The organism is Pseudomonas sp. A125, from assembly GCF_055409485.1.
The window spans coordinates 496,653-520,257 of the sequence record NZ_JBUZVP010000001.1; the positions used below are offsets into that span (position 1 = coordinate 496,653).

24 protein-coding genes are annotated in these 23,605 nt (G+C 60.3%); 12 read left to right on the top strand and 12 right to left on the bottom strand.

Annotation, left to right across the window (positions count from 1 at the left end):
• Positions 1-125 precede the first annotated feature (125 nt).
• Entirely contained in the window at positions 126-668 is a 543-nt protein-coding gene (locus ACZRN6_RS02255; protein ID WP_464007112.1) for a hypothetical protein, read from the top strand.
• Between the two features lie 258 nt (positions 669-926).
• On the opposite strand, the gene ACZRN6_RS02260 is transcribed toward ACZRN6_RS02255, so the two are convergent.
• Together ACZRN6_RS02260 and cysK are read right to left on the bottom strand one after the other, a co-directional pair.
• Complete coding sequence (locus tag ACZRN6_RS02260; RefSeq protein WP_017479171.1) at positions 927-1,865, bottom strand: aspartyl/asparaginyl beta-hydroxylase domain-containing protein; 939 nt, start codon at positions 1,863-1,865, stop codon at positions 927-929.
• A 185-nt stretch (positions 1,866-2,050) separates the two neighbouring features.
• Complete coding sequence (cysK, locus tag ACZRN6_RS02265; protein ID WP_010176514.1) at positions 2,051-3,025, bottom strand: cysteine synthase A; 975 nt, start codon at positions 3,023-3,025, stop codon at positions 2,051-2,053.
• Between the two features lie 124 nt (positions 3,026-3,149).
• On the opposite strand from cysK, the gene ACZRN6_RS02270 reads away from it, so the two are divergent.
• The 3 genes from ACZRN6_RS02270 (at position 3,150) to ACZRN6_RS02280 (ending at position 6,497) form a co-directional block, all read left to right on the top strand.
• The gene (locus ACZRN6_RS02270; protein WP_322143815.1) at positions 3,150-4,226 is read left to right on the top strand and encodes a DUF748 domain-containing protein; all 1,077 of its coding nucleotides are present in this window, start codon (positions 3,150-3,152) and stop codon (positions 4,224-4,226) included.
• A 235-nt stretch (positions 4,227-4,461) separates the two neighbouring features.
• Positions 4,462-5,307 (top strand): AAA family ATPase, encoded by an 846-nt coding sequence (locus ACZRN6_RS02275; RefSeq protein WP_048725782.1) that lies wholly within the window; start codon positions 4,462-4,464, stop codon positions 5,305-5,307.
• An 11-nt stretch (positions 5,308-5,318) separates the two neighbouring features.
• Positions 5,319-6,497 carry a vWA domain-containing protein gene (locus tag ACZRN6_RS02280; RefSeq protein WP_003210689.1) on the top strand — a complete coding sequence of 393 codons (1,179 nt, stop codon included), beginning with the start codon at positions 5,319-5,321 and terminating at the stop codon, positions 6,495-6,497.
• A gap of 150 nt (positions 6,498-6,647) precedes the next feature.
• Here the strand turns inward: ACZRN6_RS02280 and ACZRN6_RS02285 are convergent, their stop codons facing one another.
• Genes ACZRN6_RS02285 through ACZRN6_RS02295 form a run of 3 tightly spaced genes read right to left on the bottom strand, consistent with a single transcriptional unit; the run spans position 6,648 to position 9,006 of the window.
• Positions 6,648-7,565 (bottom strand): 5-oxoprolinase subunit C family protein, encoded by a 918-nt coding sequence (locus ACZRN6_RS02285; protein WP_322143814.1) that lies wholly within the window; start codon positions 7,563-7,565, stop codon positions 6,648-6,650.
• Positions 7,562-8,266, bottom strand: coding sequence for a 5-oxoprolinase subunit PxpB (pxpB, locus tag ACZRN6_RS02290; RefSeq protein ID WP_322143813.1), 705 nt, complete (start codon positions 8,264-8,266; stop codon positions 7,562-7,564). Before pxpB ends, ACZRN6_RS02285 begins: the two co-directional genes overlap by 4 nt.
• A complete protein-coding gene (locus ACZRN6_RS02295) occupies positions 8,263-9,006 on the bottom strand; it encodes a 5-oxoprolinase subunit PxpA (RefSeq protein WP_464007113.1) in 744 nt (247 codons plus the stop codon). The genes pxpB and ACZRN6_RS02295 overlap by 4 nt, the downstream gene beginning before the upstream one ends.
• 176 nt (positions 9,007-9,182) lie before the next feature.
• Here ACZRN6_RS02295 and ACZRN6_RS02300 point away from each other — a divergent pair, with 176 nt between their 5' ends.
• Entirely contained in the window at positions 9,183-10,091 is a 909-nt protein-coding gene (locus ACZRN6_RS02300; RefSeq protein WP_322143811.1) for a LysR family transcriptional regulator, read from the top strand.
• Between the two features lie 90 nt (positions 10,092-10,181).
• Here ACZRN6_RS02300 and ACZRN6_RS02305 read toward each other — a convergent pair whose 3' ends face one another.
• The 3 genes from ACZRN6_RS02305 to ACZRN6_RS02315 are packed head-to-tail and all read right to left on the bottom strand — an operon-like array spanning position 10,182 to position 12,088.
• Positions 10,182-10,724: a DUF2937 family protein gene (locus ACZRN6_RS02305; RefSeq protein ID WP_003210684.1), complete on the bottom strand. Its 543-nt coding sequence runs from the start codon at positions 10,722-10,724 to the stop codon at positions 10,182-10,184.
• Between the two features lie 11 nt (positions 10,725-10,735).
• On the bottom strand, positions 10,736-11,512 hold the full coding sequence (locus ACZRN6_RS02310; protein ID WP_464007114.1) for a class II glutamine amidotransferase: 777 nt from the start codon (positions 11,510-11,512) through the stop codon (positions 10,736-10,738).
• Positions 11,513-11,542: 30 nt separating this feature from the next.
• On the bottom strand, positions 11,543-12,088 hold the full coding sequence (locus tag ACZRN6_RS02315) for an MFS transporter (protein ID WP_322143809.1): 546 nt from the start codon (positions 12,086-12,088) through the stop codon (positions 11,543-11,545).
• Between the two features lie 21 nt (positions 12,089-12,109).
• Between ACZRN6_RS02315 and ACZRN6_RS02320 the strand changes: the two genes are divergently transcribed.
• Together ACZRN6_RS02320 and ACZRN6_RS02325 are read left to right on the top strand one after the other, a co-directional pair.
• Positions 12,110-14,164, top strand: coding sequence for a S9 family peptidase (locus tag ACZRN6_RS02320; protein ID WP_464007115.1), 2,055 nt, complete (start codon positions 12,110-12,112; stop codon positions 14,162-14,164).
• A gap of 84 nt (positions 14,165-14,248) precedes the next feature.
• The gene (locus tag ACZRN6_RS02325) at positions 14,249-14,722 is read left to right on the top strand and encodes a cyclic nucleotide-binding domain-containing protein (protein ID WP_322143807.1); all 474 of its coding nucleotides are present in this window, start codon (positions 14,249-14,251) and stop codon (positions 14,720-14,722) included.
• On the opposite strand, the gene ACZRN6_RS02330 is transcribed toward ACZRN6_RS02325, so the two are convergent.
• A complete protein-coding gene (locus tag ACZRN6_RS02330) occupies positions 14,719-15,006 on the bottom strand; it encodes a hypothetical protein (protein ID WP_322143806.1) in 288 nt (95 codons plus the stop codon). The genes ACZRN6_RS02325 and ACZRN6_RS02330 overlap by 4 nt on opposite strands.
• 78 nt (positions 15,007-15,084) lie before the next feature.
• Between ACZRN6_RS02330 and ACZRN6_RS02335 the strand changes: the two genes are divergently transcribed.
• The 4 genes from ACZRN6_RS02335 (at position 15,085) to ACZRN6_RS02350 (ending at position 17,457) form a co-directional block, all read left to right on the top strand.
• Positions 15,085-15,771 carry a spermidine synthase gene (locus ACZRN6_RS02335; protein WP_063032534.1) on the top strand — a complete coding sequence of 229 codons (687 nt, stop codon included), beginning with the start codon at positions 15,085-15,087 and terminating at the stop codon, positions 15,769-15,771.
• Positions 15,772-16,031: 260 nt separating this feature from the next.
• Positions 16,032-16,406: a YajD family HNH nuclease gene (locus ACZRN6_RS02340; RefSeq protein WP_003210675.1), complete on the top strand. Its 375-nt coding sequence runs from the start codon at positions 16,032-16,034 to the stop codon at positions 16,404-16,406.
• Positions 16,407-16,569: 163 nt separating this feature from the next.
• Positions 16,570-17,037, top strand: coding sequence for an RNA methyltransferase (locus tag ACZRN6_RS02345; RefSeq protein ID WP_003210674.1), 468 nt, complete (start codon positions 16,570-16,572; stop codon positions 17,035-17,037).
• A gap of 69 nt (positions 17,038-17,106) precedes the next feature.
• On the top strand, positions 17,107-17,457 hold the full coding sequence (locus ACZRN6_RS02350) for a YgaP family membrane protein (protein WP_464007116.1): 351 nt from the start codon (positions 17,107-17,109) through the stop codon (positions 17,455-17,457).
• Positions 17,458-17,560: 103 nt separating this feature from the next.
• Here ACZRN6_RS02350 and ACZRN6_RS02355 read toward each other — a convergent pair whose 3' ends face one another.
• Together ACZRN6_RS02355 and ACZRN6_RS02360 are read right to left on the bottom strand one after the other, a co-directional pair.
• On the bottom strand, positions 17,561-18,799 hold the full coding sequence (locus tag ACZRN6_RS02355) for a hypothetical protein (protein WP_464007117.1): 1,239 nt from the start codon (positions 18,797-18,799) through the stop codon (positions 17,561-17,563).
• Between the two features lie 12 nt (positions 18,800-18,811).
• Positions 18,812-19,261: a YcgN family cysteine cluster protein gene (locus ACZRN6_RS02360; RefSeq protein WP_322143802.1), complete on the bottom strand. Its 450-nt coding sequence runs from the start codon at positions 19,259-19,261 to the stop codon at positions 18,812-18,814.
• 153 nt (positions 19,262-19,414) lie between these two features.
• Here ACZRN6_RS02360 and ACZRN6_RS02365 point away from each other — a divergent pair, with 153 nt between their 5' ends.
• Positions 19,415-20,014: a nitroreductase family protein gene (locus ACZRN6_RS02365; RefSeq protein WP_322143801.1), complete on the top strand. Its 600-nt coding sequence runs from the start codon at positions 19,415-19,417 to the stop codon at positions 20,012-20,014.
• Positions 20,015-20,077: 63 nt separating this feature from the next.
• Here the strand turns inward: ACZRN6_RS02365 and ACZRN6_RS02370 are convergent, their stop codons facing one another.
• Complete coding sequence (locus ACZRN6_RS02370) at positions 20,078-23,464, bottom strand: OspG family effector kinase (protein WP_464007118.1); 3,387 nt, start codon at positions 23,462-23,464, stop codon at positions 20,078-20,080.
• Positions 23,465-23,605: the final 141 nt, after the last annotated feature.

Below are 23,605 nucleotides of genomic sequence, written 5' to 3' on the forward strand. Positions count from 1 at the left end.
AGCTGGGGACATGCTTTGCAACGACTTCGCCAAAAGGCCAGTAAGGACAGCTTGAGCCAACACCACTAGCCTTGGGAAAAACCAATCCGCTCCGGATCAGGGGGGCTTTCAACTCATGATGACCAATGCCAAAAAAACGCGACTCTCTGCGATATCAGCTATACCGCTCCACGGCGCTGCACCCTGCGAAAGCCTCTACCACGCAGTGGTACGAGGCCCTGAAACAGGATGAACGCAACGACATCGATTTGACCAGGGTGCGATTTGAGCCGATTAACATCGAGGCAATGACGGCCTATCAAGACTGGGGTGAAGCCCCGCACTTTTACTGGGAGGAGATTGCAGCGTGGAAAGCCCATGAGCCACTGGCCTTTGACCTGTCTATTTGGTTCGACGTCGAATTATGTGGATTGTGCTTTGCCAACCCAAATCAAAGTCGACTGCGGATCAAGATAATCCGACTAGAGGGAAAGCCCGGAAAAACACATCCCTTGAAAAGCCGTATCGCTGCGCTGACGATGATCGCTGTTGATCATTACGCACAGATCATTGGAAGTCAGTGGATAGAGATTCAAGAGCCCGCGCCTGGTGCAATTCCCATCTATAAGAATCTGGGCTTTGACTTCGACGTCCAAGGTAGGCTTGTGATAGCCGTAGAGAAGGCATAGCATCGCAAACATGCTCAATTATTGATCAATAGTGGAGGCTAATATGGGAGCAGTTCCTAAAAACTCCGTCACCCGGAAAGCATCATCGAAGGTAGTAAAAGAGTTCAGGACCCCAGCACTTACAGCTAATCAACGCCGTTTTCTCAGTGCTGCCATGACTATCAGCGTTGAAGAACCCAGCCTTTTGGCTGGCAGCCCTGATAAATCAAAAGCATAAAAAACCGCTCATCCGAGCGGTTTTTTATGCTTGCAAACGCTTTAACCAAACAACCAGTACCCCAACGCCGTCAGCACCACCACCGCCAGCACCGGCCGCAGTATGCGATAAGCCTTGGGATGCTTGCGCTTCCACTGCTTGACCACACCGCTGAAGCTGTCGCTGAAGCGTTTGCTCCAGGCATACGCCTGGTTGATCCCGCCAACGCGTTCGTCGTCCAGGTTCTGCGGCGCAGTTGCGCGGCCCAGTTGAGCGCTGACCCAACGGTTGATGCGCGTCATCAGGCGGCTGCTCAGTGGGCGTTCGATATCGCAGAACAGGATCACCCGGGTGTGCTCGGTTTCGTTCTTCACCCAGTGCACGTAGGTTTCATCGAACATCACGTCTTCACCGTCACGCCAGGCGTACACCTGGCCGTCGACGAAGATACGGCAGTCGTCGGAGTTGGGCGTAGACAGCCCCAGGTGATAACGCAGGGAGCCAGCAAACGGGTCACGGTGCGGGTTGAGGTGGCTGCCACCCGGCAACAGGGCAAACATCGCGCCCTTGACGTTGGGAATGCTGCTGACCAGGGCCACGGTTTTGGGGCATAGCAGTTCGGCCGACGGCAACGGTTTGTCGTACCACTTGAGGTAGAAGCGCTTCCAGCCCTTCTTGAAGAACGAGCCAAAACCGGCGTCGTTGTTCTTCTCGGCAGCGCGGATGTAGCCCTCGTCGAACAGGTGCATGGCCTCTTCGCGAATCACTTCCCAATTGTCCTTGAGCACGTCCAGCTCCGGGAACTTGCTGCGGTCCAGGTACGGCTTGGACGGCACGGCAGAGAAGATGTACATCAAGGCGTTATACGGGGCGAACAGCGCCGAATGGTTGACGAATTGACGCAACATCGGCAAACGGGCCTTGCCACGCAAATGCACATACAGTGTGCTGCCGATAAACAGCAGCAACACCGACAGTTTGGCGGCCAAAGAAAAGGTCATGCAGCAACTCCTGGAAATAGGCGTCTGGCCATTAGCCTCCCGTTATGGGAAACCAGACGTAACAGCCGGCCATGATAAACACTCCGGGCCTCGGGAAAAACCCGCGCACTCCAACAATCAGCATCTAGCGGTGCGCGATAATGGGCCAATTATGCATAAGACCCACGCCATCGCGCTGATTTGAATCAAGCCTGGTTTTCCTGATCGGTAAACAAATCGGCAAACAACATGCTCGACAGGTAGCGCTCACCGGAGTCCGGCAGCACCACGACGATGGTCTTGCCCTGCATTTCCGGCTTCTCTGCCAGGCGCACCGCCACGGCCATCGCGGCGCCGCAGGAGATACCGCACAAAATCCCCTCCTCCTGCATCAGGCGCAACGCCATGGCCTTGGATTCTTCGTCGCTGACCAGTTCGACCCGGTCGACCATCGACAGGTCGAGGTTCTTCGGCACAAAGCCGGCGCCGATGCCCTGAATCTTATGGGGGCTGGGCTTGATCTCTTCACCGGCCAGCGCCTGGGTAATCACCGGCGAACTGATGGGCTCCACCGCCACCGACAAAATCGGCTTGCCCTGGATGTTCTTGATATAGCGCGACACCCCCGTGATGGTGCCGCCGGTGCCTACGCCTGCCACCAGTACGTCCACGGCGCCATCGGTGTCGTTCCAGATTTCCGGGCCGGTGGTTTTCTCGTGGATCGCCGGGTTGGCCGGGTTTTCAAACTGGGCCGGCATAAAGTACTTGGCGGGGTCACTGGCGAGGATTTCACCGGCTTTTTCGATTGCGCCCTTCATGCCCTTGGCCGGCTCGGTCAACACCAGTTCTGCGCCGAGGGCCTTGAGTACCTTGCGGCGCTCGATGCTCATGGACGCGGGCATGGTCAGCAGCAGCTTGTAACCACGGGCGGCGGCAACAAACGCAAGGCCAATCCCGGTGTTGCCGGAAGTCGGTTCGACAATGGTCATGCCCGGCTTGAGTTTGCCGCTGCCTTCGGCGTCCCAGATCATGTTTGCGCCAATTCGGCACTTCACCGAATACCCCGGGTTACGCCCCTCGATCTTGGCCAGGATGGTCACGCCACGCGGGGCGATGCGGTTGATCTGAACCAGGGGCGTGTTACCGATGGAGTGCGCGTTGTCTGCAAAAATGCGGCTCATGACGGGTCCTTAAGGCAATTTCAGGAAGGCCCCAAGGGTATGCCTCGTGTTGCGAGGCGTCCAGTCAAGCGAACGTCCGGCGACGCCAGCAGTCAATCGCCTACACGGATGGAGAAAATTCCCTATGAAACGTCGCTACAGTTGGCCGCTTTGGACCCTTGCCGGGGTCGTGGTACTGCTGGTGGTGCTGGATATCGCCCTGCCCTATCTGGTGCGTAATTACCTGAATGACAAACTCGCCGACATGGGTGATTACCGCGGCCAGGTCACCGATGTCGACCTCGCGCTGTGGCGCGGTGCCTACCGAATCAACGGCTTACAGATCGTCAAGGTGGACGGCAAGGTGCCGGTACCGTTCGTCAAGGCGCCGGTGATTGACCTTTCGGTCAGTTGGCATTCGCTGTGGTACGACCATGCGGTGGTCGCCCAGGTGCAGTTCATCAAGCCAGAGCTGAACTTCGTCGACGGCGGCACCAACAAGCAGGCATCCCAGACCGGTCAGGGCACCGACTGGCGGGCGCAACTGGGCAAACTGTTGCCGATCACCCTCAATGAGGTGCGCATTGCCGACGGGAAAATCGCCTTTCATAACTTCAACTCCAAACCTCAGGTCAACCTGTACGCGACCCAGGTCAACGCCAGCTTCTACAACCTGACCAACGTGGTGGACGTCAAAGGCAAACGCGATGCGCGCTTCGACGGCAAGGCGCTGTTCCTGGGCCAAGCGCCACTGGAAGCCACGGCAACGTTCGACCCCTTGAGCAATTTCGAAGATTTCGAATTCCGCTTCCGCGCCCGGGATATCGAACTCAAGCGCATGAATGACTTCGCCTCGGCCTACGGCAAGTTCGACTTCAATGCCGGCACCGGCGACCTGGTGGTAGAAGCCCAGGCCGAAAAAGGTCAACTGACCGGTTACATCAAGCCGTTGCTGCGCAATGTCGAGGTGTTCAACTGGCAACAGGACGTGGAGAACAAGGACAAGGGCATTTTCCGCTCGATCTGGGAGGCCGTGGTGGGCGTCAGCGAAACCGTGTTGAAGAACCAGCGTAAAAACCAGTTTGCCACCCGCGTGGAACTGAGCGGCAACGTACACCAGCAAGATATCAGCGCGTTCCAGGCGTTTTTGCAGATTTTGCGCAATGGTTTCGTGCAGGCGTTCAATGCTCGCTATGAACAACCCAAGCCCAGCGCAGACTGAAACATTGGCCCCTGTAGGAGCGAGCTTGCTCGCGAAAAGCCTCAATGCGCCGCATTTATTGAGAATGCACGCGTCATCGTTGACGTTTTTCGCGAGCAAGCTCGCTCCTACAATTCAGAGACTGAATAGCCCGTCTGCGTTCACACTCGCCGGGGCTGCGCGGTATAGTCGGGCAAAGCTGATTACTCGCCCGCTTCGGTCCTGCACCGTTCGGCGTCACGTTCGAGGATTGAAGATGAAGTTTGAAGGCACACAGGCCTACGTTGCCACCGATGACCTGAAACTGGCCGTCAACGCCGCCATCACGCTGGAGCGGCCCCTGCTGGTCAAAGGTGAACCGGGTACCGGCAAGACCATGCTCGCCGAGCAACTGGCCGAATCCTTTGGTGCCCGGCTGATCACCTGGCACATCAAGTCCACCACCAAGGCCCACCAGGGCCTGTACGAGTACGACGCAGTGAGCCGCCTGCGCGACTCGCAATTGGGCGTAGACAAGGTGCATGACGTACGCAACTACCTGAAAAAGGGCAAGCTTTGGGAGGCTTTTGAATCCGAGGAGCGGGTCATCCTGCTGATCGACGAAATCGACAAGGCCGACATCGAATTCCCCAACGACCTGCTGCAAGAACTCGACAAGATGGAGTTCTACGTCTACGAAATCGACGAGACCATCAAGGCCAAGAAACGCCCGATCATTATCATTACCTCCAACAACGAAAAAGAGCTGCCGGACGCGTTTCTGCGCCGCTGCTTCTTCCACTACATCGCCTTCCCGGACCGCACCACCCTGCAAAAGATCGTCGACGTGCACTACCCCAACATCAAGAAAGACCTGGTCAGCGAAGCGCTGGACGTGTTCTTCGACGTGCGCAAAGTACCGGGCCTGAAGAAAAAACCCTCCACCTCAGAGCTGGTGGACTGGCTGAAACTGCTGATGGCCGACAACATCGGCGAAGCCGTGCTGCGCGAGCGCGACCCCACCAAGGCCATCCCGCCGCTGGCCGGTGCCCTGGTGAAAAACGAGCAAGACGTGCAGTTGCTGGAGCGCCTGGCGTTCATGAGCCGTCGCGGTAACCGATAAGGGCGATTGCCATGCTGCTCAACCTGTTCAATGAAATGCGTGCAGCCAAGGTGCCGGTCTCGGTGCGCGAGCTGCTGGACCTGATCAACGCGCTGAAACAGCGCGTGACCTTCGCCGACATGGACGAGTTCTACTACTTGGCCCGGGCGATCCTGGTGAAGGACGAACGGCATTTCGACAAGTTTGACCGAGCCTTCGGCGCCTACTTCAACGGCCTGGAAAAACTCGACGATCACCTGCAGGCGCTGATCCCCGAAGACTGGCTGCGCAAGGAGTTCGAGCGCTCGCTGACCGACGAAGAGCGCGCGCAGATCCAGTCCCTCGGCGGGCTGGACAAGCTGATCGAAGAGTTCAAGAAACGCCTGGAAGAACAAAAGGAACGCCACGCCGGCGGCAACAAATGGATCGGCACCGGCGGCACCAGCCCGTTCGGCTCCGGCGGCTTCAACCCCGAAGGCATTCGCGTGGGTGATGCCGGCAAGCGCCAGGGCAAGGCGGTCAAGGTCTGGGACCAGCGCGAGTACAAGAACCTCGATGACTCGGTGGAACTGGGCACGCGCAACATCAAGATCGCCCTGCGCCGCCTGCGCAAGTTCGCCCGCCAGGGTGCGGCGGAAGAACTGGATATCGACGGCACCATCGACCATACGGCGCGGGATGCCGGGCTGCTGAACATCCAGATGCGCCCGGAGCGGCGCAACACCATCAAGCTGCTGTTGCTGTTCGATATCGGCGGTTCGATGGATGCCCATGTGAAGACCTGCGAAGAGCTGTTCTCCGCCTGCAAGACCGAGTTCAAGCACCTGGAGTATTTCTACTTCCACAACTTCATTTATGAATCGGTGTGGAAGAACAACATGCGCCGGGGCTCGGAACGCACCTCGACCCAGGACTTGCTGCACAAGTACGGTGCCGACTACAAAGTGATCTTCATCGGCGACGCGGCCATGGCGCCGTATGAAATCACCCAGGCCGGCGGCAGCGTCGAGCACTGGAATGAAGAGCCCGGGTATGTGTGGATGCAGCGGTTCATGGAGAAGTACAAGAAGCTGATCTGGATTAATCCGTATCCAAAAGATACCTGGGGCTATACCGCGTCCACCGGGATTGTGCGGGATTTGATCGAAGACCAGATGTTTCCGTTGACGTTGCGCGGGCTTGAGGAAGGGATGCGCTTTCTCTCCAAATAGAACCTTATCCAGGGCGTACAGGCTCTTTGTGGCGAGGGAGCTTGCTCCCGCTGGCCTGCGCAGCAGGCCCAAAGTCTGGGGCCGCTTCGCGGCCCAGCGGGAGCAAGCTCCCTCGCCACAATAAGCCCGCAAGCCAAAGGTGTGTTGCGGTCATCGAAGGCGGCGTAAATACTCCACGTGCTGGCGATGCGCCGTCTCCTGCACCACCGGCGCCAACCGCACCTTCTCCCCCGGCAAACATTGCGCCAGCCGTGCCAGCGCCAATGGCGTCAATGCGCCCAATCGCGGGTAGCCGCCAATGGTCTGCCGGTCATTGAGCAACACAATCGGCTGCCCATCCGGCGGCACCTGGATCGCGCCCAGCGGGATGCCTTCCGAGATCAGCGACGGCCCCTGATATTCCAGCGGCGTGCCGAGCAAGCGCATGCCCATGCGGTCGGCGCGGCTGTCGAGGGTCCATTCGCTGTTGAACACATCAAACAGACTCTGCCCGCCGAACTGGCCAATTTGCGCCCCGAGTATCACCTCCAGTGGCGCCTTAGCATCGAGTTTCGGCAATTGCTCGGCAGACAACGCCCGCATTGCACCGCCAACGCCTGAATAGGTGAGTTGCGAATTTTGCGCCAGCGCCCGCCCAAAACCGTCGAGCCCGCCCAGCTCTTCACGCCCCACCGTGGCGCAACTGCCCAGCACCTGCGGCGCATCAAACCCGCCCGGCGCTGCCAGGTAGGCCCGCGCACCGCTGAAAGGCTGGGTAAACCGCAAGCGCTGGCCTTTTTGCAGAATAAAGCTGCGCCCCGGGCTGATCGCGCGCTCATCGACATACGCGCCCAGATCTGCCCCGGCCAATGCCAGCAGGCAATAGCCCTCGGCCAGAACGGTGAAGCCACCCAAGGTGATTTCCACCACCGGCGCATCCAGTGAGTTGCCCAGTAACCAGTTGGCGCACGACATCGATACCCAATCCAGCGCGCCGCCCTGGGTCACACCCAAGTGCCTTACACCAAAACGCCCGGTGTCCTGCAGCAGGCACAGCGGTGTGCTGGCCTCGATCAACAAGCGGCTCATGGCTGCGCCTCCAACGGCGTGTCATCGCCACCCTGGTTGATGAATTCGCTATGGCTGACCGCCTCAAAGCGCACGGTGTCTCCCGGCTGCATCAGGCTGTAGCCATCGCGCTCGCGATCAAACAGCTTGGCCGGGGTGCGGCCGATCAGGTTCCAGCCGCCCGGGGAGACCACCGGGTAGGCCGCCGTCTGCCGCTCGGCGATGCCCACACTGCCCGCCGCCACGCGCTTGCGCGGCGTATTGAGGCGTGGTGTTGCGAGCAGTTCGTCGACCAGGCCCATAAAAGCAAAGCCCGGGGCAAAGCCGAGGGCGAATACCTGGTACTCGTGCTGGCTGTGGCGGCGAATCACCTCCTCCACCGAAAGGCCACTGCGCTGCGCGAGCAACGCCAGCTCAGGGCCGACACTCAGGTCGTACCAAACCGGCAACACATGGCATTGCCCGCTGCCCTTGGGCTCTGGCTGCAACGCTTCAAGCGCCTGGTCGATCAACTCGCGCGCCTGGGCCGGGGCCAGCGCCATCAGGTCGTAATGCACCATCAGCGTGGTGTAGGACGGCACCAGGTCCACCAGGGCCGGGCCAAACCCTTCTCGCAAACGCCGGGTGGCGGCGAGCATCCAGGGCATATTGTCTTCGGCGATCACATCAAACAGGCGCACCATCAGGCAGTCGATGGCCACCACTTCAATCCGTGGCTTCATACTGGGTTCAACGCCTCGCGGATGCGCTGCACAGCGGCCACCGAGCTGGCGTTATCGCCGTGCACACACAAGGTATTGGCCTGCAGGTGCAACGGGCTGCCGTCGCTGGCAATCAGCTGTTCACCCCGGGCGATGATCAGGGCTTGCTCAATGATCTTTTCCGGATCGTGATGCACGGCGCCCGGCAACTGGCGGGAGACCAGATGGCCGGCGCTGTCGTAGGCACGGTCGGCGAAGGCTTCGAACCACAGGGTCACGCCATATTCGTCACCCAGGGCCTGTGCGGCGCTGTTGTCGCGGGTGGCCATCAGCATCAATGGCAGGCTGGCGTCGTAGGCCGCCACGGCCTGGATCACCGCACGCAGTTGCGCCGGTTTGGCCATCATGTCGTTGTACATCGCACCGTGGGGTTTGACGTAGCTGACGCGCCCGCCCTGAGCCCGGCAAATACCGTCAAGGGCACCGATCTGGTAGTGCAACAGGTCCTGGATTTCCTGCGGGGTGTAGGCCATGGAGCGGCGGCCAAAACCGGCCAGGTCCTGGTACGCCGGGTGTGCGCCCACCTGCACGCCATGCTCGAAGGCCAGGCTGACGGTCTTGCGCATGATGCTCGGGTCGCCCGCATGAAAGCCGCAGGCAACGTTGGCGCAATCAATGAACGGCATGACCTCGGCGTCCAGACCCAGGGTCCAGTTGCCAAAGCTTTCGCCGATGTCGCAGTTCAATAGCAGGCGGCTCACGGTAGCGCTCCTGTAGGCTTTGTTTTTTTGTAGTGTGGGATCTTTTACCAAGATCTCGCAACGATGTTGTCCTGAACCCCAACGACGCTTATCGTGAGACAGCTCGATTTTTGGCGTTTGCGACACGCGGCGTCCAACTAATAAAAACCGATCCATGCATAAGAAAAGTTGATCCCATGAATTTGAAGTTCCTCGAAACCTTCGTCTGGGTGGCCAAGCTCAAGAGCTTTCGCCTGACGGCAGAGAAGCTGTTCACCACCCAGGCTTCAATCTCCAGCCGCATCGCCGTGCTGGAAAGCGAACTGGGGGTGAAGCTGTTCCTGCGCGATTCCCGGGGTGTCAGTTTGACGCCGGAAGGCTTGAAGGTACTCGACTATGCCGAGCAGATGATGGCGACCATGCAGGGGCTCAAACAGTCTTTGGAAACCACCAGCAGCAAGGTCGGGCGCATCCGCATCGGGGTGATGGACACGGTGATCCATACCTGGCTAAGCGCATTGGTGGCAAAACTGACGGACCACTTTCCCCGGGTGGAAATCGAGTTGGTCGCCGACACCGCGTTGAACCTCAGCGACCAGTTGCAAAAAGGCTTCCTCGATTTGATCCTGCAGACCGACCTGCTGCGCCAGGAAACCTTGCGCAGCCTGGAACTGGCGAGCCACCCGATGGGCTGGATCGTTGCCAGCCAATCGATCTACAACCGCGATTACGCCTCCCTCGCCGAACTGGCCCAGGAACGCATCATCACCTACTCGAAAAACTCCAGCCCGCACCAGGATGTGCTCAGCTTGATGCAGGCCAACGGCGTAGCGGCGCCACGGATGAGCTGCGTGAACTCGGTGTCGGCAATCACACGCCTGCTGCGGGACGGGTTCGGGATTGGTGCGTTCCCACCCGTATTGGTCAGCGAAGAGCTGGCGCGCGGGGAATTGACCATGCTGCCCATGGAACAACGACCGCCCAACTTGCAGGTGGTGGTGTCGTGGCGAGTCGGGGTGGAGTTGGTGGATGAAATTGTGGCGCTGTGCCAGACGGTGGTGGCGCAGTACGCGCAAGAAGTTGGCGAGGAATTTATGGTGCTGTAGGAGCAGGCTTGCTTGCGATGAACGTTAACGATAACGCGTGCACCCTGGGTACACGCGGGGCCGGTGAATGCTTCGCGAGCACGCTCACGCCTAGAGTCCTTTCAGATCGCGCTCTTCTATCGGCCGGCTCTGGCGCAGGCGCTTGCCACCCAGCACCACCCAGTCGATCAGCCGGAACAGGCATTCGATGCCAAACGACAACAGCATCGCCCCGCCCAAACCCCAGCCCATGGCTTCGGGGGTCAGCAACAGCATGTAGCTGTAGCCGTTCCAGGTCTCCTGGCGAATCGCCGGGTCGGCGGCCACCGCCACTTGCAGCGCGCGGATGTACCACGGGCCTTGCATCGCCTGGAACTGTTTATCCAGCGCTACCTGACGGTCCAGCAACGTGCCCAGGCTGTTGGCATCGCTGCGAAACACCGGGTCGTCGCTGGCACGGTAATGGGCCACCAGCGCCTGCAAGTCACCGTTGAAGAACTGCTGCGCCGTGGCGTCGAAGCCGCGCAAGCCGGTCTGGGCTTCGATCAGATGGGCTTCTACGCGCTTGGCGTAGTCGCTGATAAACCCCGGCACCTGCACACCGACCAACAAGCCCACGGCAAACAACACCAGTCGCAAATAGCTGAGCAACATATTCGACGTCCTTACTCGGTTGTGCCTTGGGAAACGCATTCGCCGCGTCGCCACAGGCTCCACTGGCCCGGTTCGTAGCGGGTCCAGTTCTCGTTTTCGGTCAGGGGTTCGGTGGCGATTACCGTCACCACGTCATTGGGGGTGGTTTCGGCCTGAAAATCGACGATCACGTCGACATCTTTCAAACGTGCCGGGCCAAACGGTGCACGCCGGGTGATCTGTGCCAGTTTGGTCGAGCAATAGCAGAACAGCCAGTCGCCGTCGCTGAGCAGGCAGTTAAACACGCCTTTGCTGCGGTATTCGCTGCAGGCGGCGATCAGGTCCGGCAGTACCTGCTCGATCTCTACCGGCTCGGGGAAAGCTTCACGTATACGGTTGAGTAAATCGCAGAACGCCGCTTCGCTGTCGGTATCACCGACCGGGCGGTAGAACGTGGCGCGGGGGTTGAAGTCTGCCAGTTGGCCGTTGTGCGCGAAGCACCAGTTACGGCCCCACAACTCTCGGACGAACGGATGGGTATTGGACAGGCACACCTTGCCGACGTTGGCCTGGCGGATATGGCCAATCACCACTTCACTCTTGATGGGATAACGCTGCACCAGCAGCGCGACTTCCGATTCGCTGCTCGCCGCCGGGTCCTGGAACAACCGCAGGCCGCGGCCCTCATAGAAGGCGATGCCCCAACCATCACGGTGGGGGCCGGTGCGTCCGCCGCGCTGCATCAGCCCGGTAAAGCTGAACACGATATCGGTCGGTACGTTGGCACTCATGCCCAATAATTCACACATGCCAGGCTTCTCGATACAGGGCGTACAACGTTAAAGGCGCGGTTCGACCCGCATACCGCTGACAGGGGCCGGGCGACCGTAGCGCTCATCGGCGAAGGGTTCGTCGTCATCCGGCTCGGCGGCAGCGGCTGCCGCAGCGGCGGCCTTCTGCTCACGGCGAGCCCTGGCGGCACGTTCGATGGGCCAGCGGATTAACGCAAACACCAAATACACGCCGAACGCGATCATGCAATACATGAACAAATCGGAGATCGCCCGCCAGGCGTTGTTGCCGACCTTGAGCACCAGGTCCAGGGCGGTGATGGCCACGGCCGGGGCAAACTGGGTCTTCACCGGGTCGACAATGGTCGGGCTGAACAGCAGCACCGCCATCAGCAACCGCAGTGGCTCGCGCAGCCAGCGCCACATCCAGCGGGTCATGGCAAACCACACCAACAGGCAACCCAGGGCTGCGAAGGCGTAGAGGCCCCAAGCGATCAGATAGTCGTTCTCGGTCATGGTGTCCATGGCAAGGTAGGCAAACAGGCCGCTATGATAACGGCTTTTCAGTGCCGAGGCTGCAATGCCGTCGGCCAACCGCCAGACAGAGAGTGATCCATGCCCCCATCGACCCACATCACTGCCGCCCCGATCGCCCGCAAGGCCCCGGGCACCGACCCGTACGCCTGGCTGCAAGAACGCGACAGCACCGAGGTGCTCGATTACCTCAAGGCGGAAAATGCCTGGCAAGAAGCCCAATTGTCCGACCAGCAGGCGCTGCGTGAGACCCTGTTCGAGGAGATCAAGGGCCGCATCCTCGAAACCGACCTGTCCCTGCCCTCGCCCTGGGGCCCGTACCTGTATTACACCCGTACCACCGCCGGCGACGAGTACGCCCGCCACTACCGCTGCCCGCGCCCGGCGGATGACAGCCAACAGGTCGACGAAAACGCTGAAGAGCTGCTGCTGGACCCGAACGTATTGGCCAATGGCGGCTTTTTCTCCCTCGGCGCCTTCAGCATCAGCCCGGACCACCAACGCCTGGCCTACAGCCTGGACACCAGCGGCGAAGAGATTTACACCCTCTACGTGAAGGAACTGGCCACCGGCAAGGTCAGCGAACTGGAGTTCGAAGACTGCGACGGCAGCATGACCTGGGCCAACGACAGCCTGACCCTGTTCTTCACTGAACTGGACGACACCCAGCGCCCGCACAAGCTGTATCGCTATCGCCTGGACGGCACCGCCGCCGAAGAAGTGTTCCACGAGCCCGACGGCCGTTTCTTCCTGCACTGCTACCGCTCAAGCTCCGAGCGCCAGTTGCTGCTGGCCCTGGGCAGCAAGACCACCAGCGAAATCTGGGCCCTGGACGCCGAGCAGCCGCAGCAGGCCTTTACCTGCATGGCGCCGCGGGTCGAAGGCCATGAATACGACGTCGATCACGGCAAGCTGGACGACCAGTGGACCTGGTTCATCCGCAGCAACCGTGATGGCATCAACTTCGCCTTGTTTCAGGCCGCCGACACCGGCAACGTGCCGACCCAGGACGACTGGCAGAACCTGATCCCCCACGATGACGCGGTGATGCTCGATGGCGTGAGCCTCAACGCCCGGGCCATGACCCTGAGCCTGCGCATCGGCGGTTTGCCGATCATCGAGGTGCACCCACACGGCCAAGCCGCTTATCGGGTGGAATTACCCGACGCGGCCTACAGCCTCTACGTGCAAAACAGCCTGGAATTTGTCAGCGACAAGATCCGCCTGCGCTATGAGGCGCTGAATCGCCCGGCCCAGGTCCGTCAACTGGAACTGGCCAGCGGCGCGCAACACGTGCTCAAGCAAACCCCGGTGCTGGGCGTATTCAACGCCGATGACTACGTCAGCCAACGCCTGTGGGCGACGTCGGCCGATGGCACTCAGGTGCCGATCAGCCTGGTGGTGCGCCGCGACCAGTTGGGCAAGCCCACGCCGCTGTACCTGTACGGCTACGGCGCCTACGGCCACAGCCTCGACCCGTGGTTCTCCCATGCGCGCCTGAGCCTGCTGGACCGTGGCGTGGCGTTCGCCATTGCGCATGTTCGCGGCGGCGGCGAATTGGGTGAAGCCTGGTACCGTGCCGGCAAGCAGGAGCACAAGCAAAACACCTTCAGCGACTTTATCGCCTGCGCAGAACACCTGATCGCCCAAGGCCTGACCACTTCCAGACAACTGGCCATCAGCGGCGGCAGCGCCGGCGGCCTGTTGATCGGCGCAGTGCTCAATCAACGCCCGGAGCTGTTCCAGGCAGCGATTGCCGAAGTACCGTTTGTCGATGTGCTCAACACCATGCTCGACCCGGAGTTGCCACTGACCATCACCGAGTACGACGAATGGGGCAACCCCGAGGAGCCCGAGGTGTATGAGCGGATCAAGGCCTACGCGCCGTACGAAAACGTCAGCGCCCAGGCCTACCCGGCTACGCTGGTGATCGCCGGCTACAACGACAGCCGCGTGCAATATTGGGAAGCGGCCAAGTGGGTGGCCAAGCTGCGAGACACCAAGACCGATGACAACCTGCTGCTGCTCAAGACCGAACTGGGTGCTGGCCACGGCGGCATGAGTGGCCGTTACCAGGGATTACGTGACGTAGCACTCGAATATGCATTTGTTTTCAAGGCGCTGGGGCTGGTTTAAGGAACTCCGCCTGGCGGACGGGTCTGAACACCTGACCGCCGGGCGCGCGCCCTGCACGATTTATGGACGAAGACTGTAAGCCTCATGCCAGAACCGACCTTACTCAATAACGAAATCCGCGACATGCTGATGGATTGCGGCCTGTTCGACCCTTTGCTGCCGGAAGACTTCCACGTGGCGGCGGGCTATTTCAACATCAGCAGCATCGGCCGTGACGAGGTGATTTTCCTCGAGGGCGACGCCGGCACCTTCATGTGCATCATCCACAGTGGCCAGGTGGCGGTGCAGAAAACCAACCATGAAGGCCAGCGCCTGACCATCGCCACCTTGCGCAGTGGGCGGGCCTTTGGCGAGATGGCGGTGCTCGATGGCGAGCGCCGCTCCGCCAGTTGCGTGGCGGCCAGCGATTGCGTGCTGTTGAACCTGGGCAAGGATTCCCTGGAAAAAATGCTCAACGATGCGCCGAAAATCGCGGCCAAGATCATTCGTGCGATTGCCATCGCCCTGTCCAAACGCCTGCGCATGGCGGACGGGCAATTGCTGTCCCAGCAGTTTTAACCGCCTGGGGTCTTGGGTTTGATGTCGTTCTGCTGCAAGCCGGGTATCGTCTGGTCCTTGGGCGGCGTAGGCAGCACGATCGGTGCCAGCATCGGCTCACCACCGCCTGAAGCCTTGGGCGTCGCCGGTGGCGTGACTTGCGGGTACGGCGTGGGCGTTGCAGTGCCCGGCGAACCCGCCGTGGGTGCGGGGGTGATCGGTACGGTTTGCGACTCCTGAGCCTGGGCCACACCGCTAAGGGTGAGCGCGCTCCACACAATGACCGTTAGAATGCTGCACTTCATCGATGGCTCCATGGCCTGACCGTAAAGTCGTAAGGCTACTCCCAACCGCGCAAGAATGCCCTTCCCAATGAGATTCCCATGAAACGTTTCGTTCTGCTGGACACCACTCCGATCCCCGACAACGGCGGTGCCTTGTGCCTGTTCGAATACGGTGAGGATTTTGTCATCAAGATTCAGGGCGGTGACGGTGGCCAGTTGATGAACACGCGCATGCACGGTTCCGAGGATGCACTGGCAGAAATTCCGTGCCGCAAAGTTGCCGGTCGGCCTGGTTCCAGGGTGTTGATTGGTGGCCTGGGCATGGGCTTTACCTTGGCGGCGGCGCTAAAGCATCTGGGCAAGACCGCCGAAGTAGTGGTCGCCGAGCTGGTGCCCGGCGTGGTGGAGTGGAACCGTGGCCCGCTGGGGGAAAAGTCCGGCCGCCCGCTGCTGGACCCACGCACCGTGATCCGCATGGAAGACGTGGCCAAGGTGCTGCAGGCCGAGCCCCAGGGCTTTGACGCGATCATGCTCGACGTCGACAACGGCCCCGAAGGCCTGACGCAAAAAGCCAACAGTTGGCTGTACTCAGCCGGCGGCCTCAGCGCCTGCGCCAAGGCTCTGCGGCCCAAGGGCGTGCTGGCAGTGTGGTCGGCCAGCGCCGACAAGCAGTTCAGCGACAAACTGCGCAAGGCCGGCTTCAAGGCCGAGGAAGTGCAGGTGTTTGCCCATGGCAACAAGGGCACACGGCATACCATCTGGATTGCCGAGAAGCTCAAGGGCTGAGGCCTGCCCGGTTCAGCGGCTATTTGTTTCTACCTTCGATCACGTAGGGCACTTTTTTGTCGAAGGTACTGTTCAGCGCTTTGCGGTTGAGGGTGGAAGTCGCCTGTCACCCTCACCCACATCCTCAACTGCGGCCCGGCGCCCGGCTGTTCCCACAAGGTGCTGAAACTGTGGTTACTGCGCAAAAAGCCGGAGGCTTATTACCCCGCAAGCAGCTAGAATCAACGCTATCCGTGATCCACTACAAGACAGGAGCCATGATGAGCTCGACCAACCCGCCCTCCCACACCGCCAAGCTGGACCGCATCCTCGCCGATGCCCAGCGCGACCGGGAAATGGGCTACCGCGACAAAGCCCTGAAGATGTACCCCCATGTCTGCGGCCGCTGCGCCCGTGAATTCGCCGGCAAGCGCCTGAGCGAACTGACCGTGCACCATCGCAACCACAACCATGACGACAATCCCCAGGACGGTTCCAACTGGGAGTTGCTGTGCTTGTATTGCCACGACAACGAACACTCGCGTTATACCGACCAGCAGTACTTCGGCGAAGGTTCCACCAGCAGCCCGACGATTGCCAAGGCGACGCACAACCCGTTTGCGGCGTTGGCCGGGTTGATGAAAAAAGACGACTGAGTATCTTCGCTGAATGTGAAGGCATCATCGCGGGCAAGCCCGGCTCCCACAGCGCAATGCATTCCGCATGTGGGAGCCGGGCTTGCCCGCGATAGCGATCGCCCAAGCAATACATTAGCCCGAGGCCGTATAATCGCGGTTTTTCTCGAAGGCACCCTCTCCCGTGGGCAATAAACGCTACAGTTGCATCGGCCTGTATAACCCCAAATCCCCCGAAAACGTCGGCTCGGTAATGCGCGCCGCCGGCTGCTACGGCGTGGCCTCGGTGTTCTACACCGGCAAGCGCTACGAGCGGGCCCGGGACTTTATTACCGACACCAAGAAGGTCCACCACGACATTCCGCTGATCGGTATCGATGACCTGAAAAAGATCCTGCCCCTGGGCTGCATTCCGGTCGCCGTCGAGCTGGTGGAAGGCGCCCGCCCTCTGCCCGAATACACCCACCCCGACCGTGCGCTGTATATCTTCGGCCCGGAAGACGGCTCTCTGGATAAAGAGATTCGCGACTGGTGTGAAGACGTGATCTACATCCCCACCACCGGCTGCATGAACCTTGCTGCCACCGTCAACGTGGTGCTTTACGACCGCCTGGCCAAGGGTAACAACACCCGTTCGGGACCCAAGTACTGATTTTTTGGGAACATCCGCTTGCTGTATGCAGTCAGCTGCATATCACTAAGCCCTTGTTGGAGACAGATCATGAGCGACAGCAAAACCCTGCGACCCGTCATCCGGTCCACACGGTTCGACAGCCAACCTTCGCAAAACGTCCAAGGTTGGGAACGCATCGGCTCCCTGGCGGGCGGTGTGGTAATGATGGGCAAAGGCCTGCGCCGTGGCGGTTTTTTTGGTTTGATTCAGCTGGCGATTGGCGGCGTGGCACTGGCGCGCGGGATCAGCGGGCACAGCTCGGCAAAAGACTTGCTGGAGAAGAGTCGCCAGGAAATGAACACCGTGCGCACCAGTATTGAACGCGCCGGTGAGGAACTGAAAAACCTCAAGACCAAGGCTGAAGTGGCGGCTGAGAAAGCCAGCAAAACCACGGGTTGACCGCTGACCTGTAGGAGCCCGGCTTGCCGGCGATGGCGTCCTCAAGGGCCTCATCGCCGGCAAGCCGGGCTCCTACAGGTGTCAGTGTGCCAAGAGGCGGGTGTCAGCGCAGCAGCTTGCTGTCGAGCACCACCGAGGACTCGCCGATGATGCTCTCCCCCAACTGCACGAATTCCTTCGTGCTGATGCTGTTCATCCGCATCACCGCCTGAGTCAAGTCATCCAGCGAACGCTTGTTGTGGGTTTTTACACGAATCTCGCGGTCCAGCTCCTGCAACAACACCACCGCTCGCGCTACCGTCGCGCCGCTGGCGTGTTCAACCCGCAGGGTGGTCACGTCCTTGCCGTCCTTGGTCAGCCGGGCCTGTATCGCGGCGTAGCGATCGTCACTGATGCCGCCCGCACGGCGCATCAGTTCAACGGCGTAGTACTGCGCCAGGCCTTCGCTGATCCAGTCGCTGCCCTGATGGTCGTTGAAGCGGCCGATGGCCTGCACCACTTCACGGATCAACGGGCTGCTGCCGTTCTCGCTGACCAGTGGCGTGCGGCTGTTGATGTAGATCGAGTCCCGCGCCGAAAACGCACCGCGACGCATCGGATCAGCCGCGCCCACCACTAACAACTTGGCCGGATGCCGCGGGAACGCCGCCTGCACCTGGGGCCAGACAAACGTCAGCAAGGTCAGCACATCCATGCGATGCATGCCCTGCCCTTTGGGCGAGGCCACGGTGATTTCGGTTTCACCCAGGCGCATCCTGCGGCTGCCCAAGGTGCCGGCAAGCATCCAGCCGGTGGGCCGGTCGAACAGGCGGGAAACGTTGTCGACGCGGAATTTATTCTTGCCGATACGCGGCCAGGAAGTCTCGACGCTTTTCCAGCCGGCGGGCAGTTCAAACACCAGGCGCGACACCAACTCAATGCCGTCTTGCTGGTCCAGCCGTGCCGCAGGCACCAGGTCTTCCCCGCGAAACAATGCCCAGCTCGGCGTCATGCGCGCCTCGTAAACGCCCTTCTTGCGCGCATGGGTCAGGCGTACACGGTAGGTCAGGCTGGCCTTGTCGGCGCTGGGTTGCCACAGGCCACGGCTGTCACCCGGCGCATTGCCCGGCAACACCTGCCACTGGCCATCGGCCTTGAAGTCGGTGTAGTCGCCGTCGCGGCCCAGGTCGAAGTTGAGGCTGCGCACGGCCGAGCCATGGGACAGGCTCAGACGCACTTCAGCCTGGTCACTTTGAGGCAGCAGCTTGACGTGATAGTCCAGGTCGACTTTCTTCGCCGCCCACGTCGACGCACTCAATGCCAACAACAGCAGGCTCGCCGCCAGCCTGGCTCCAACCGTCATACACACTCCTTTTCAGCCAGCGCGAAAAATCAGGTAATCCTCCCAGTCATCCTCGGGCACGCTGCCCTCGCTGAGCATGCGCCCCGACTGAGAAATGCGTTGCTGGTGTACGACATCGCGATCGCCGCAGACCAGGTGGTGCCACAGCGGCAGGTCCTTGCGTTCGCTGACCAGCCGGTAACCACAGGTAGGCGGCAGCCATTTGAACTGGTCGGCCTGGCCCGGGGTGAGCTGGATGCAATCGGGCACCGCGTCGCGGCGGTTGGGGTAGTCGGTGCACTGGCAGGTTTTCAGGTCCAGCAGTTTGCAGGCGATGCGCGTGTAATAGACGCTGTTGTCGTCTTCATCCTCGAGCTTTTGCAGGCAGCACAGGCCGCAGCCGTCGCACAACGACTCCCACTCATCCTGATCGAGTTGTTCGAGGGTTTTGCGGATCCAGAAAGGTTCGACTTTGGCGGCCATGGCTCTACATCAGTATCTGTATGTTAAAAGGCCGTCAGTCTAGTGCCCATGGCGGTCGGGGCCAAGCGCTTACGACTGTCGGTAGAACAAGACTTGTCAGCCCGTCGGCGGCGAAGTAGCTTTGAGCCCCGGTTTTTCATCAGGATCAGCCCAATGAGCAGCAACCCACGCGTCGCCGACTACCCCATCCACCCACAATTCACCGACCGCTGGTCGCCGCGCGCCTTCACCGGCGAAAGCATTCCGGTCGACACCCTGTTGAGCTTCTTCGAAGCCGCCCGTTGGTCGCCGTCAGCCTACAACTCGCAGCCGTGGCGCTTCCTCTACGCGCGCCGTGACACGCCGAATTGGGAGCGTTTCCTGGGCCTGTTGAACGAATTCAACCGTGGCTGGGCGCAGCATGCCTCTGCCCTGGTGATCGTAGCGTCGAAAACCGACTTCCTGGTGCCTGGGGCCACCGAAGAAACCCCAGCCCTGTGGCACACCTTTGACACCGGTTCGGCCTGGGGCCATCTGGCGCTGCAAGCCAGCCTCAGCGGCTGGCACACCCACGGCATGGCCGGTTTCGACCAGGAGCTGACCCGCAAGGAGCTGAAGATTCCCGAAGGTTATGCCCTGCACGCGGCCGTGGCGATTGGCAAGCTTGGCGATAAAGCCACCCTGGCCGACTACCTGCAAGCCCGGGAAACCCCGAGCCCACGCAAGCCGTTGAGTGAGCTGGTGTCGGAAGGCGACTTCAATCTCCAGGACTGAACACGCTCTGGCAGTCGTTGACGGTCACGCCAAAACCCTGCTGCCATCACAGCAGGGGCATGGCTACGCCTTGGCGATCAGCGCGTAATAGGCCCTGCGCAGCTCGTCTCTATCACGCTTGTACAAACTGGCGAGAAACGGTGTCATGTCTTCAAGACCGTTTGCGTTCAAGTCAACTGGATAGATTTTATTGTCCCTCGCCGAATACAGGAAATTACTTAACTGCAGATCGTTGTGGTAAAGATTTTTCTGTTCCATACGCCGAAATGCATCATCCAGTAAAAGCCTGGCCTCTGGCGGCAAACTTCCCTTCGCCAGGGTATTAACATCCACCCCGTCCAGCTTGCCCATTTTCAAATAACGGCGACCATTTTCAAATATCGTCGTTGCAAAGCCGTCACCGTAATAGCTGTTCAGGCACAGGATCTCGTTATCGACAAAGTCGTCGGCAGGAGTCATGGATGAAGGGCCATAGTCCTTATAAACACTTTTCCCGTCGAGACTTTCGTAGATCGCCGCCTCACCGCCCGCGCCAATTTTTGGCCCCAGGTCTGATGCCACCGAAGGCGGGGTTCCGCCGCGGGCCCCCAGGCGCTGCCATTGGTCCCCCTGAAGGTGCTGCACCAACAGCGGCGTTTGCCGGTTGTTGTGATAGATCTGCGCCTGTACGGCACCGTCTGCGGTGCGAGTCACTTGCCGCACCTCGTAGATCGCAGTGTTGCCGGCAGTATCGGTATGGCGGATATGGGACAAGTGACCGTCTGCCGCCACATAGACCCCCTGACCGTTGCGCGCAAGCCCGGCCACTTTCGATTCGGCCACGCTGTAGTCGCCAAACAACCGGTTGTTCAGGACGCTGCCCGCCTCGGCGGGTGTCGTGATAACCGCCCCATCCATCGCACTCGTTTTTGCGGTGAAGCCTTCAAGAGGGCTGCCATAAGGCCGCATCCTGTCCACATCGAACGCATACCATCGACCGCCCTGGAGTACCGCGCCTCCATCAACGTTTTGCCCGGCGACCTTGAAGGTACCCGTCGCCGCTGCGTCATAGTGTTTGCTGGCGGCCTTCAACAGGTCATAGCTGCCGCTCGCGCCCTTGAGCTTGTTGACCACCTCTGCACCCGTCGCGCGTACGAAGTTGGCACCTTTACCCAGAAGCCGAGCGCCGCCCGTGACCAGATCGCTGAAGCCATCCAATGGGTTGAATGCTTGAATGGCAGCCACACCGATGACTTTTGCCACTTGAATGGCCTTGGCGGCGGCGCTGGCGACCTTGGCCCCCGCCTTCGTCACTTTCGCCGCCAAACCCGCGCCCGCCGTGACAAAACCAAAGACATCCAGTGCCAGGTCACTGGCCCCTTCCAGGTAGTTGCCCCTGGAAAAATTCACGATGGCTGATCTGAGCGGAATCAGGTCAAGGAAAAAGTTGGTGACGTTCCACTCGGTTGCCATTTGTTTATCGAACGAGGTCACGCCCCGGGCATAGGTTTTTACGTCATCACTGTCGAGATCAAGATGCTCAACAAAGGCATCGGCGATGTGCTGCGTTCGCGCGCTGGAAAAACTGGAGGGCGGCGCTGACAAGTCGTCCCGGCTCTTTTGGCCAAGGGCAGCCTCGCTCACGGTCTTGGGCTTGAAGGGCTGCGTCTTGAACTCCTTGTTGGCCTGCCGCTCGCGTTTTGTTGTTAACTCAGAGGCCGGCACCGACTTGATTGCACCTGCGTTCAAATCAATTTCATAAACGGTGTCGCCATTCCTTCCGGTGGCCTTGACCCACAGTTTGTTTTCCGCGCCCTGCCGTTTTTTAGAGGTGAAGTCGAGGCCCAGTTCATAAGTGTTTTTCTGAAAAAACTCGAGCTTTCCAAACTCCAGGTTTTCCCGGTCGACCAATGGCAGTGTTGCGACAAGGTGCTTGATGGCGCTGCGAACCCCTTGCTGGCGAGAAGTGATTGCGTGTTCAAATTGTTCGTTGAAGATTTTATTCACGCTGAAATCAAGGCTCTTGCCTTTGATTGCCCCGGCAATGCTCGGGTCCCTGGTTTCCCATGGGTATTGGCCAAGTCCGCTCATGGCGATGTCCAGCAACGAGAAAAGCCCGGCGGGCGCCCGGTTCGGATCATAAAGCGGTTGGGCTGAAGGTTGTTTCGAGTCGACAACCTTCAGTCGTTTCTCTTCAAAAGGTACGTGTTCGCCAAACCGCTGCTTCAAATGGGCCAACGCAATGTCTTTACGGCTTGGAATCTCGGCTTCCAATAAACCGGTCGCCGCAAGCGTCGACTTCAGTTGTGCGTTGAATGCCGTCCTTGCACGGTCTATTTCATCGTCGCTGTAACGATCACCTGGCTGACGTGTGACGATCCCGTTGACCACGGCCCAGTCCACTAATGCTGCTTTTTGTGCATGTTCGGCGGCGGCTCGATTCGTCAGGATCGCGTTTTGCGCGCTGGACATGACTTGGGCAAAGGTCATGTGCGCCACCTTTCCGGGGAACTGCGCCTCTACGGCCGCGGCTGCAACCGCGAGGCTTACCCAGGCCGGGCTGCCGTAGGACACGCGGCCGGGGATGTCCTTGATCAAAAACTCGGGGGCTTTTCTTGCCAGTAACAAATAGGCGCCGGCCTTGGCCATCTCGGGGCTGGTCTTGTGATTTTCGTACAGGTAAGTGCTCAGGTGCTCAAGCACTGCCGAAGCCGGCTTGCCCCAATGGGCTTGTTGGGCGAGGTCGAAGCCCGCCACGCGGTTTCGGTGCGGCGCCGTGATGGACTCGGGATCAAGCAGCAGGTGGATCGCACTCAGTGCGTACTCGTTCACGCTGGTATCGGAGGCGGCGCCCCCGAGCTGGTCCTGTATGGCTTGCCCCAGTGCCTGTCCGCGGTTGGAACTGACCAGGGTTTCGAGTGCCTTGGCAGGATCAGTCGACGCCTCGCCCGACAGCGGCTGGTTGGCGTTCAGATATTCCAGCACACCGACGCTTGCGCCGATGTGCGGTGCATTGGGGTTCTGGCTGCCATGGTCGGTGGCCGCCGCGAGCACCCTGCGCCGCTCACCGGCGCTCAGGGGAACAGGCCAGGACAACCCACCGCCAAAATTACCCAGCGGATGCTCCAGTGCCCTGTCACTCATCGAGTGGGCATGGCAGCTCAGTTGAAAATGATTGGTGGGCAACCCCATGCCGATACTTCTGAGAAAGGTCTCTACCGTCGCGGCGTTACCCGACTGGATCGGGTAGGACGACTCGGGGTGTATCTGCATCGGTGTGGTGTGCAACGCGGCCAGCACCGCTTGAGGGCTGGCATTCACGCCAAGACGGGTGGCAATTTCGTCGAGCTTGCGGCCCAGGGTCCGTAGATTCGCGCGGTCGCCCAACGCCGCACTGAGGCCGGTTTGTCGCGGGACTGAGGCGCGGGCCTGCGTGTTGACATCGGCCGCGGCGACCAGGGCAGAGGGCAATGGGGGGCTCGCCGCCGGCTCGGTGGAAAGCAGGGAAAGTTGCGCAGTTACACGTGGAGACCGGAATACAGCGCCAGCATTCAACATGAGAATGTACCCATCTGGAGAGGGGTACGAGCCTCACATACGACCTGCAAAACG

What these genes read in the sequence shown, in the direction of transcription:
- ACZRN6_RS02255 (WP_464007112.1), top strand. Translation starts at nt 126, where the DNA reads ATGCCAAAAAAACGCGACTCTCTGCGATATCAGCTATACCGCTCCACG.
- ACZRN6_RS02260 (WP_017479171.1), bottom strand. Translation starts at nt 1,865, where the DNA reads ATGACCTTTTCTTTGGCCGCCAAACTGTCGGTGTTGCTGCTGTTTATC.
- cysK (WP_010176514.1), bottom strand. Translation starts at nt 3,025, where the DNA reads ATGAGCCGCATTTTTGCAGACAACGCGCACTCCATCGGTAACACGCCC.
- ACZRN6_RS02270 (WP_322143815.1), top strand. Translation starts at nt 3,150, where the DNA reads ATGAAACGTCGCTACAGTTGGCCGCTTTGGACCCTTGCCGGGGTCGTG.
- ACZRN6_RS02275 (WP_048725782.1), top strand. Translation starts at nt 4,462, where the DNA reads ATGAAGTTTGAAGGCACACAGGCCTACGTTGCCACCGATGACCTGAAA.
- ACZRN6_RS02280 (WP_003210689.1), top strand. Translation starts at nt 5,319, where the DNA reads ATGCTGCTCAACCTGTTCAATGAAATGCGTGCAGCCAAGGTGCCGGTC.
- ACZRN6_RS02285 (WP_322143814.1), bottom strand. Translation starts at nt 7,565, where the DNA reads ATGAGCCGCTTGTTGATCGAGGCCAGCACACCGCTGTGCCTGCTGCAG.
- pxpB (WP_322143813.1), bottom strand. Translation starts at nt 8,266, where the DNA reads ATGAAGCCACGGATTGAAGTGGTGGCCATCGACTGCCTGATGGTGCGC.
- ACZRN6_RS02300 (WP_322143811.1), top strand. Translation starts at nt 9,183, where the DNA reads ATGAATTTGAAGTTCCTCGAAACCTTCGTCTGGGTGGCCAAGCTCAAG.
- ACZRN6_RS02305 (WP_003210684.1), bottom strand. Translation starts at nt 10,724, where the DNA reads ATGTTGCTCAGCTATTTGCGACTGGTGTTGTTTGCCGTGGGCTTGTTG.
- ACZRN6_RS02310 (WP_464007114.1), bottom strand. Translation starts at nt 11,512, where the DNA reads ATGTGTGAATTATTGGGCATGAGTGCCAACGTACCGACCGATATCGTG.
- ACZRN6_RS02320 (WP_464007115.1), top strand. Translation starts at nt 12,110, where the DNA reads ATGCCCCCATCGACCCACATCACTGCCGCCCCGATCGCCCGCAAGGCC.
- ACZRN6_RS02325 (WP_322143807.1), top strand. Translation starts at nt 14,249, where the DNA reads ATGCCAGAACCGACCTTACTCAATAACGAAATCCGCGACATGCTGATG.
- ACZRN6_RS02330 (WP_322143806.1), bottom strand. Translation starts at nt 15,006, where the DNA reads ATGAAGTGCAGCATTCTAACGGTCATTGTGTGGAGCGCGCTCACCCTT.
- ACZRN6_RS02335 (WP_063032534.1), top strand. Translation starts at nt 15,085, where the DNA reads ATGAAACGTTTCGTTCTGCTGGACACCACTCCGATCCCCGACAACGGC.
- ACZRN6_RS02340 (WP_003210675.1), top strand. Translation starts at nt 16,032, where the DNA reads ATGAGCTCGACCAACCCGCCCTCCCACACCGCCAAGCTGGACCGCATC.
- ACZRN6_RS02350 (WP_464007116.1), top strand. Translation starts at nt 17,107, where the DNA reads ATGAGCGACAGCAAAACCCTGCGACCCGTCATCCGGTCCACACGGTTC.
- ACZRN6_RS02355 (WP_464007117.1), bottom strand. Translation starts at nt 18,799, where the DNA reads ATGACGGTTGGAGCCAGGCTGGCGGCGAGCCTGCTGTTGTTGGCATTG.
- ACZRN6_RS02360 (WP_322143802.1), bottom strand. Translation starts at nt 19,261, where the DNA reads ATGGCCGCCAAAGTCGAACCTTTCTGGATCCGCAAAACCCTCGAACAA.
- ACZRN6_RS02365 (WP_322143801.1), top strand. Translation starts at nt 19,415, where the DNA reads ATGAGCAGCAACCCACGCGTCGCCGACTACCCCATCCACCCACAATTC.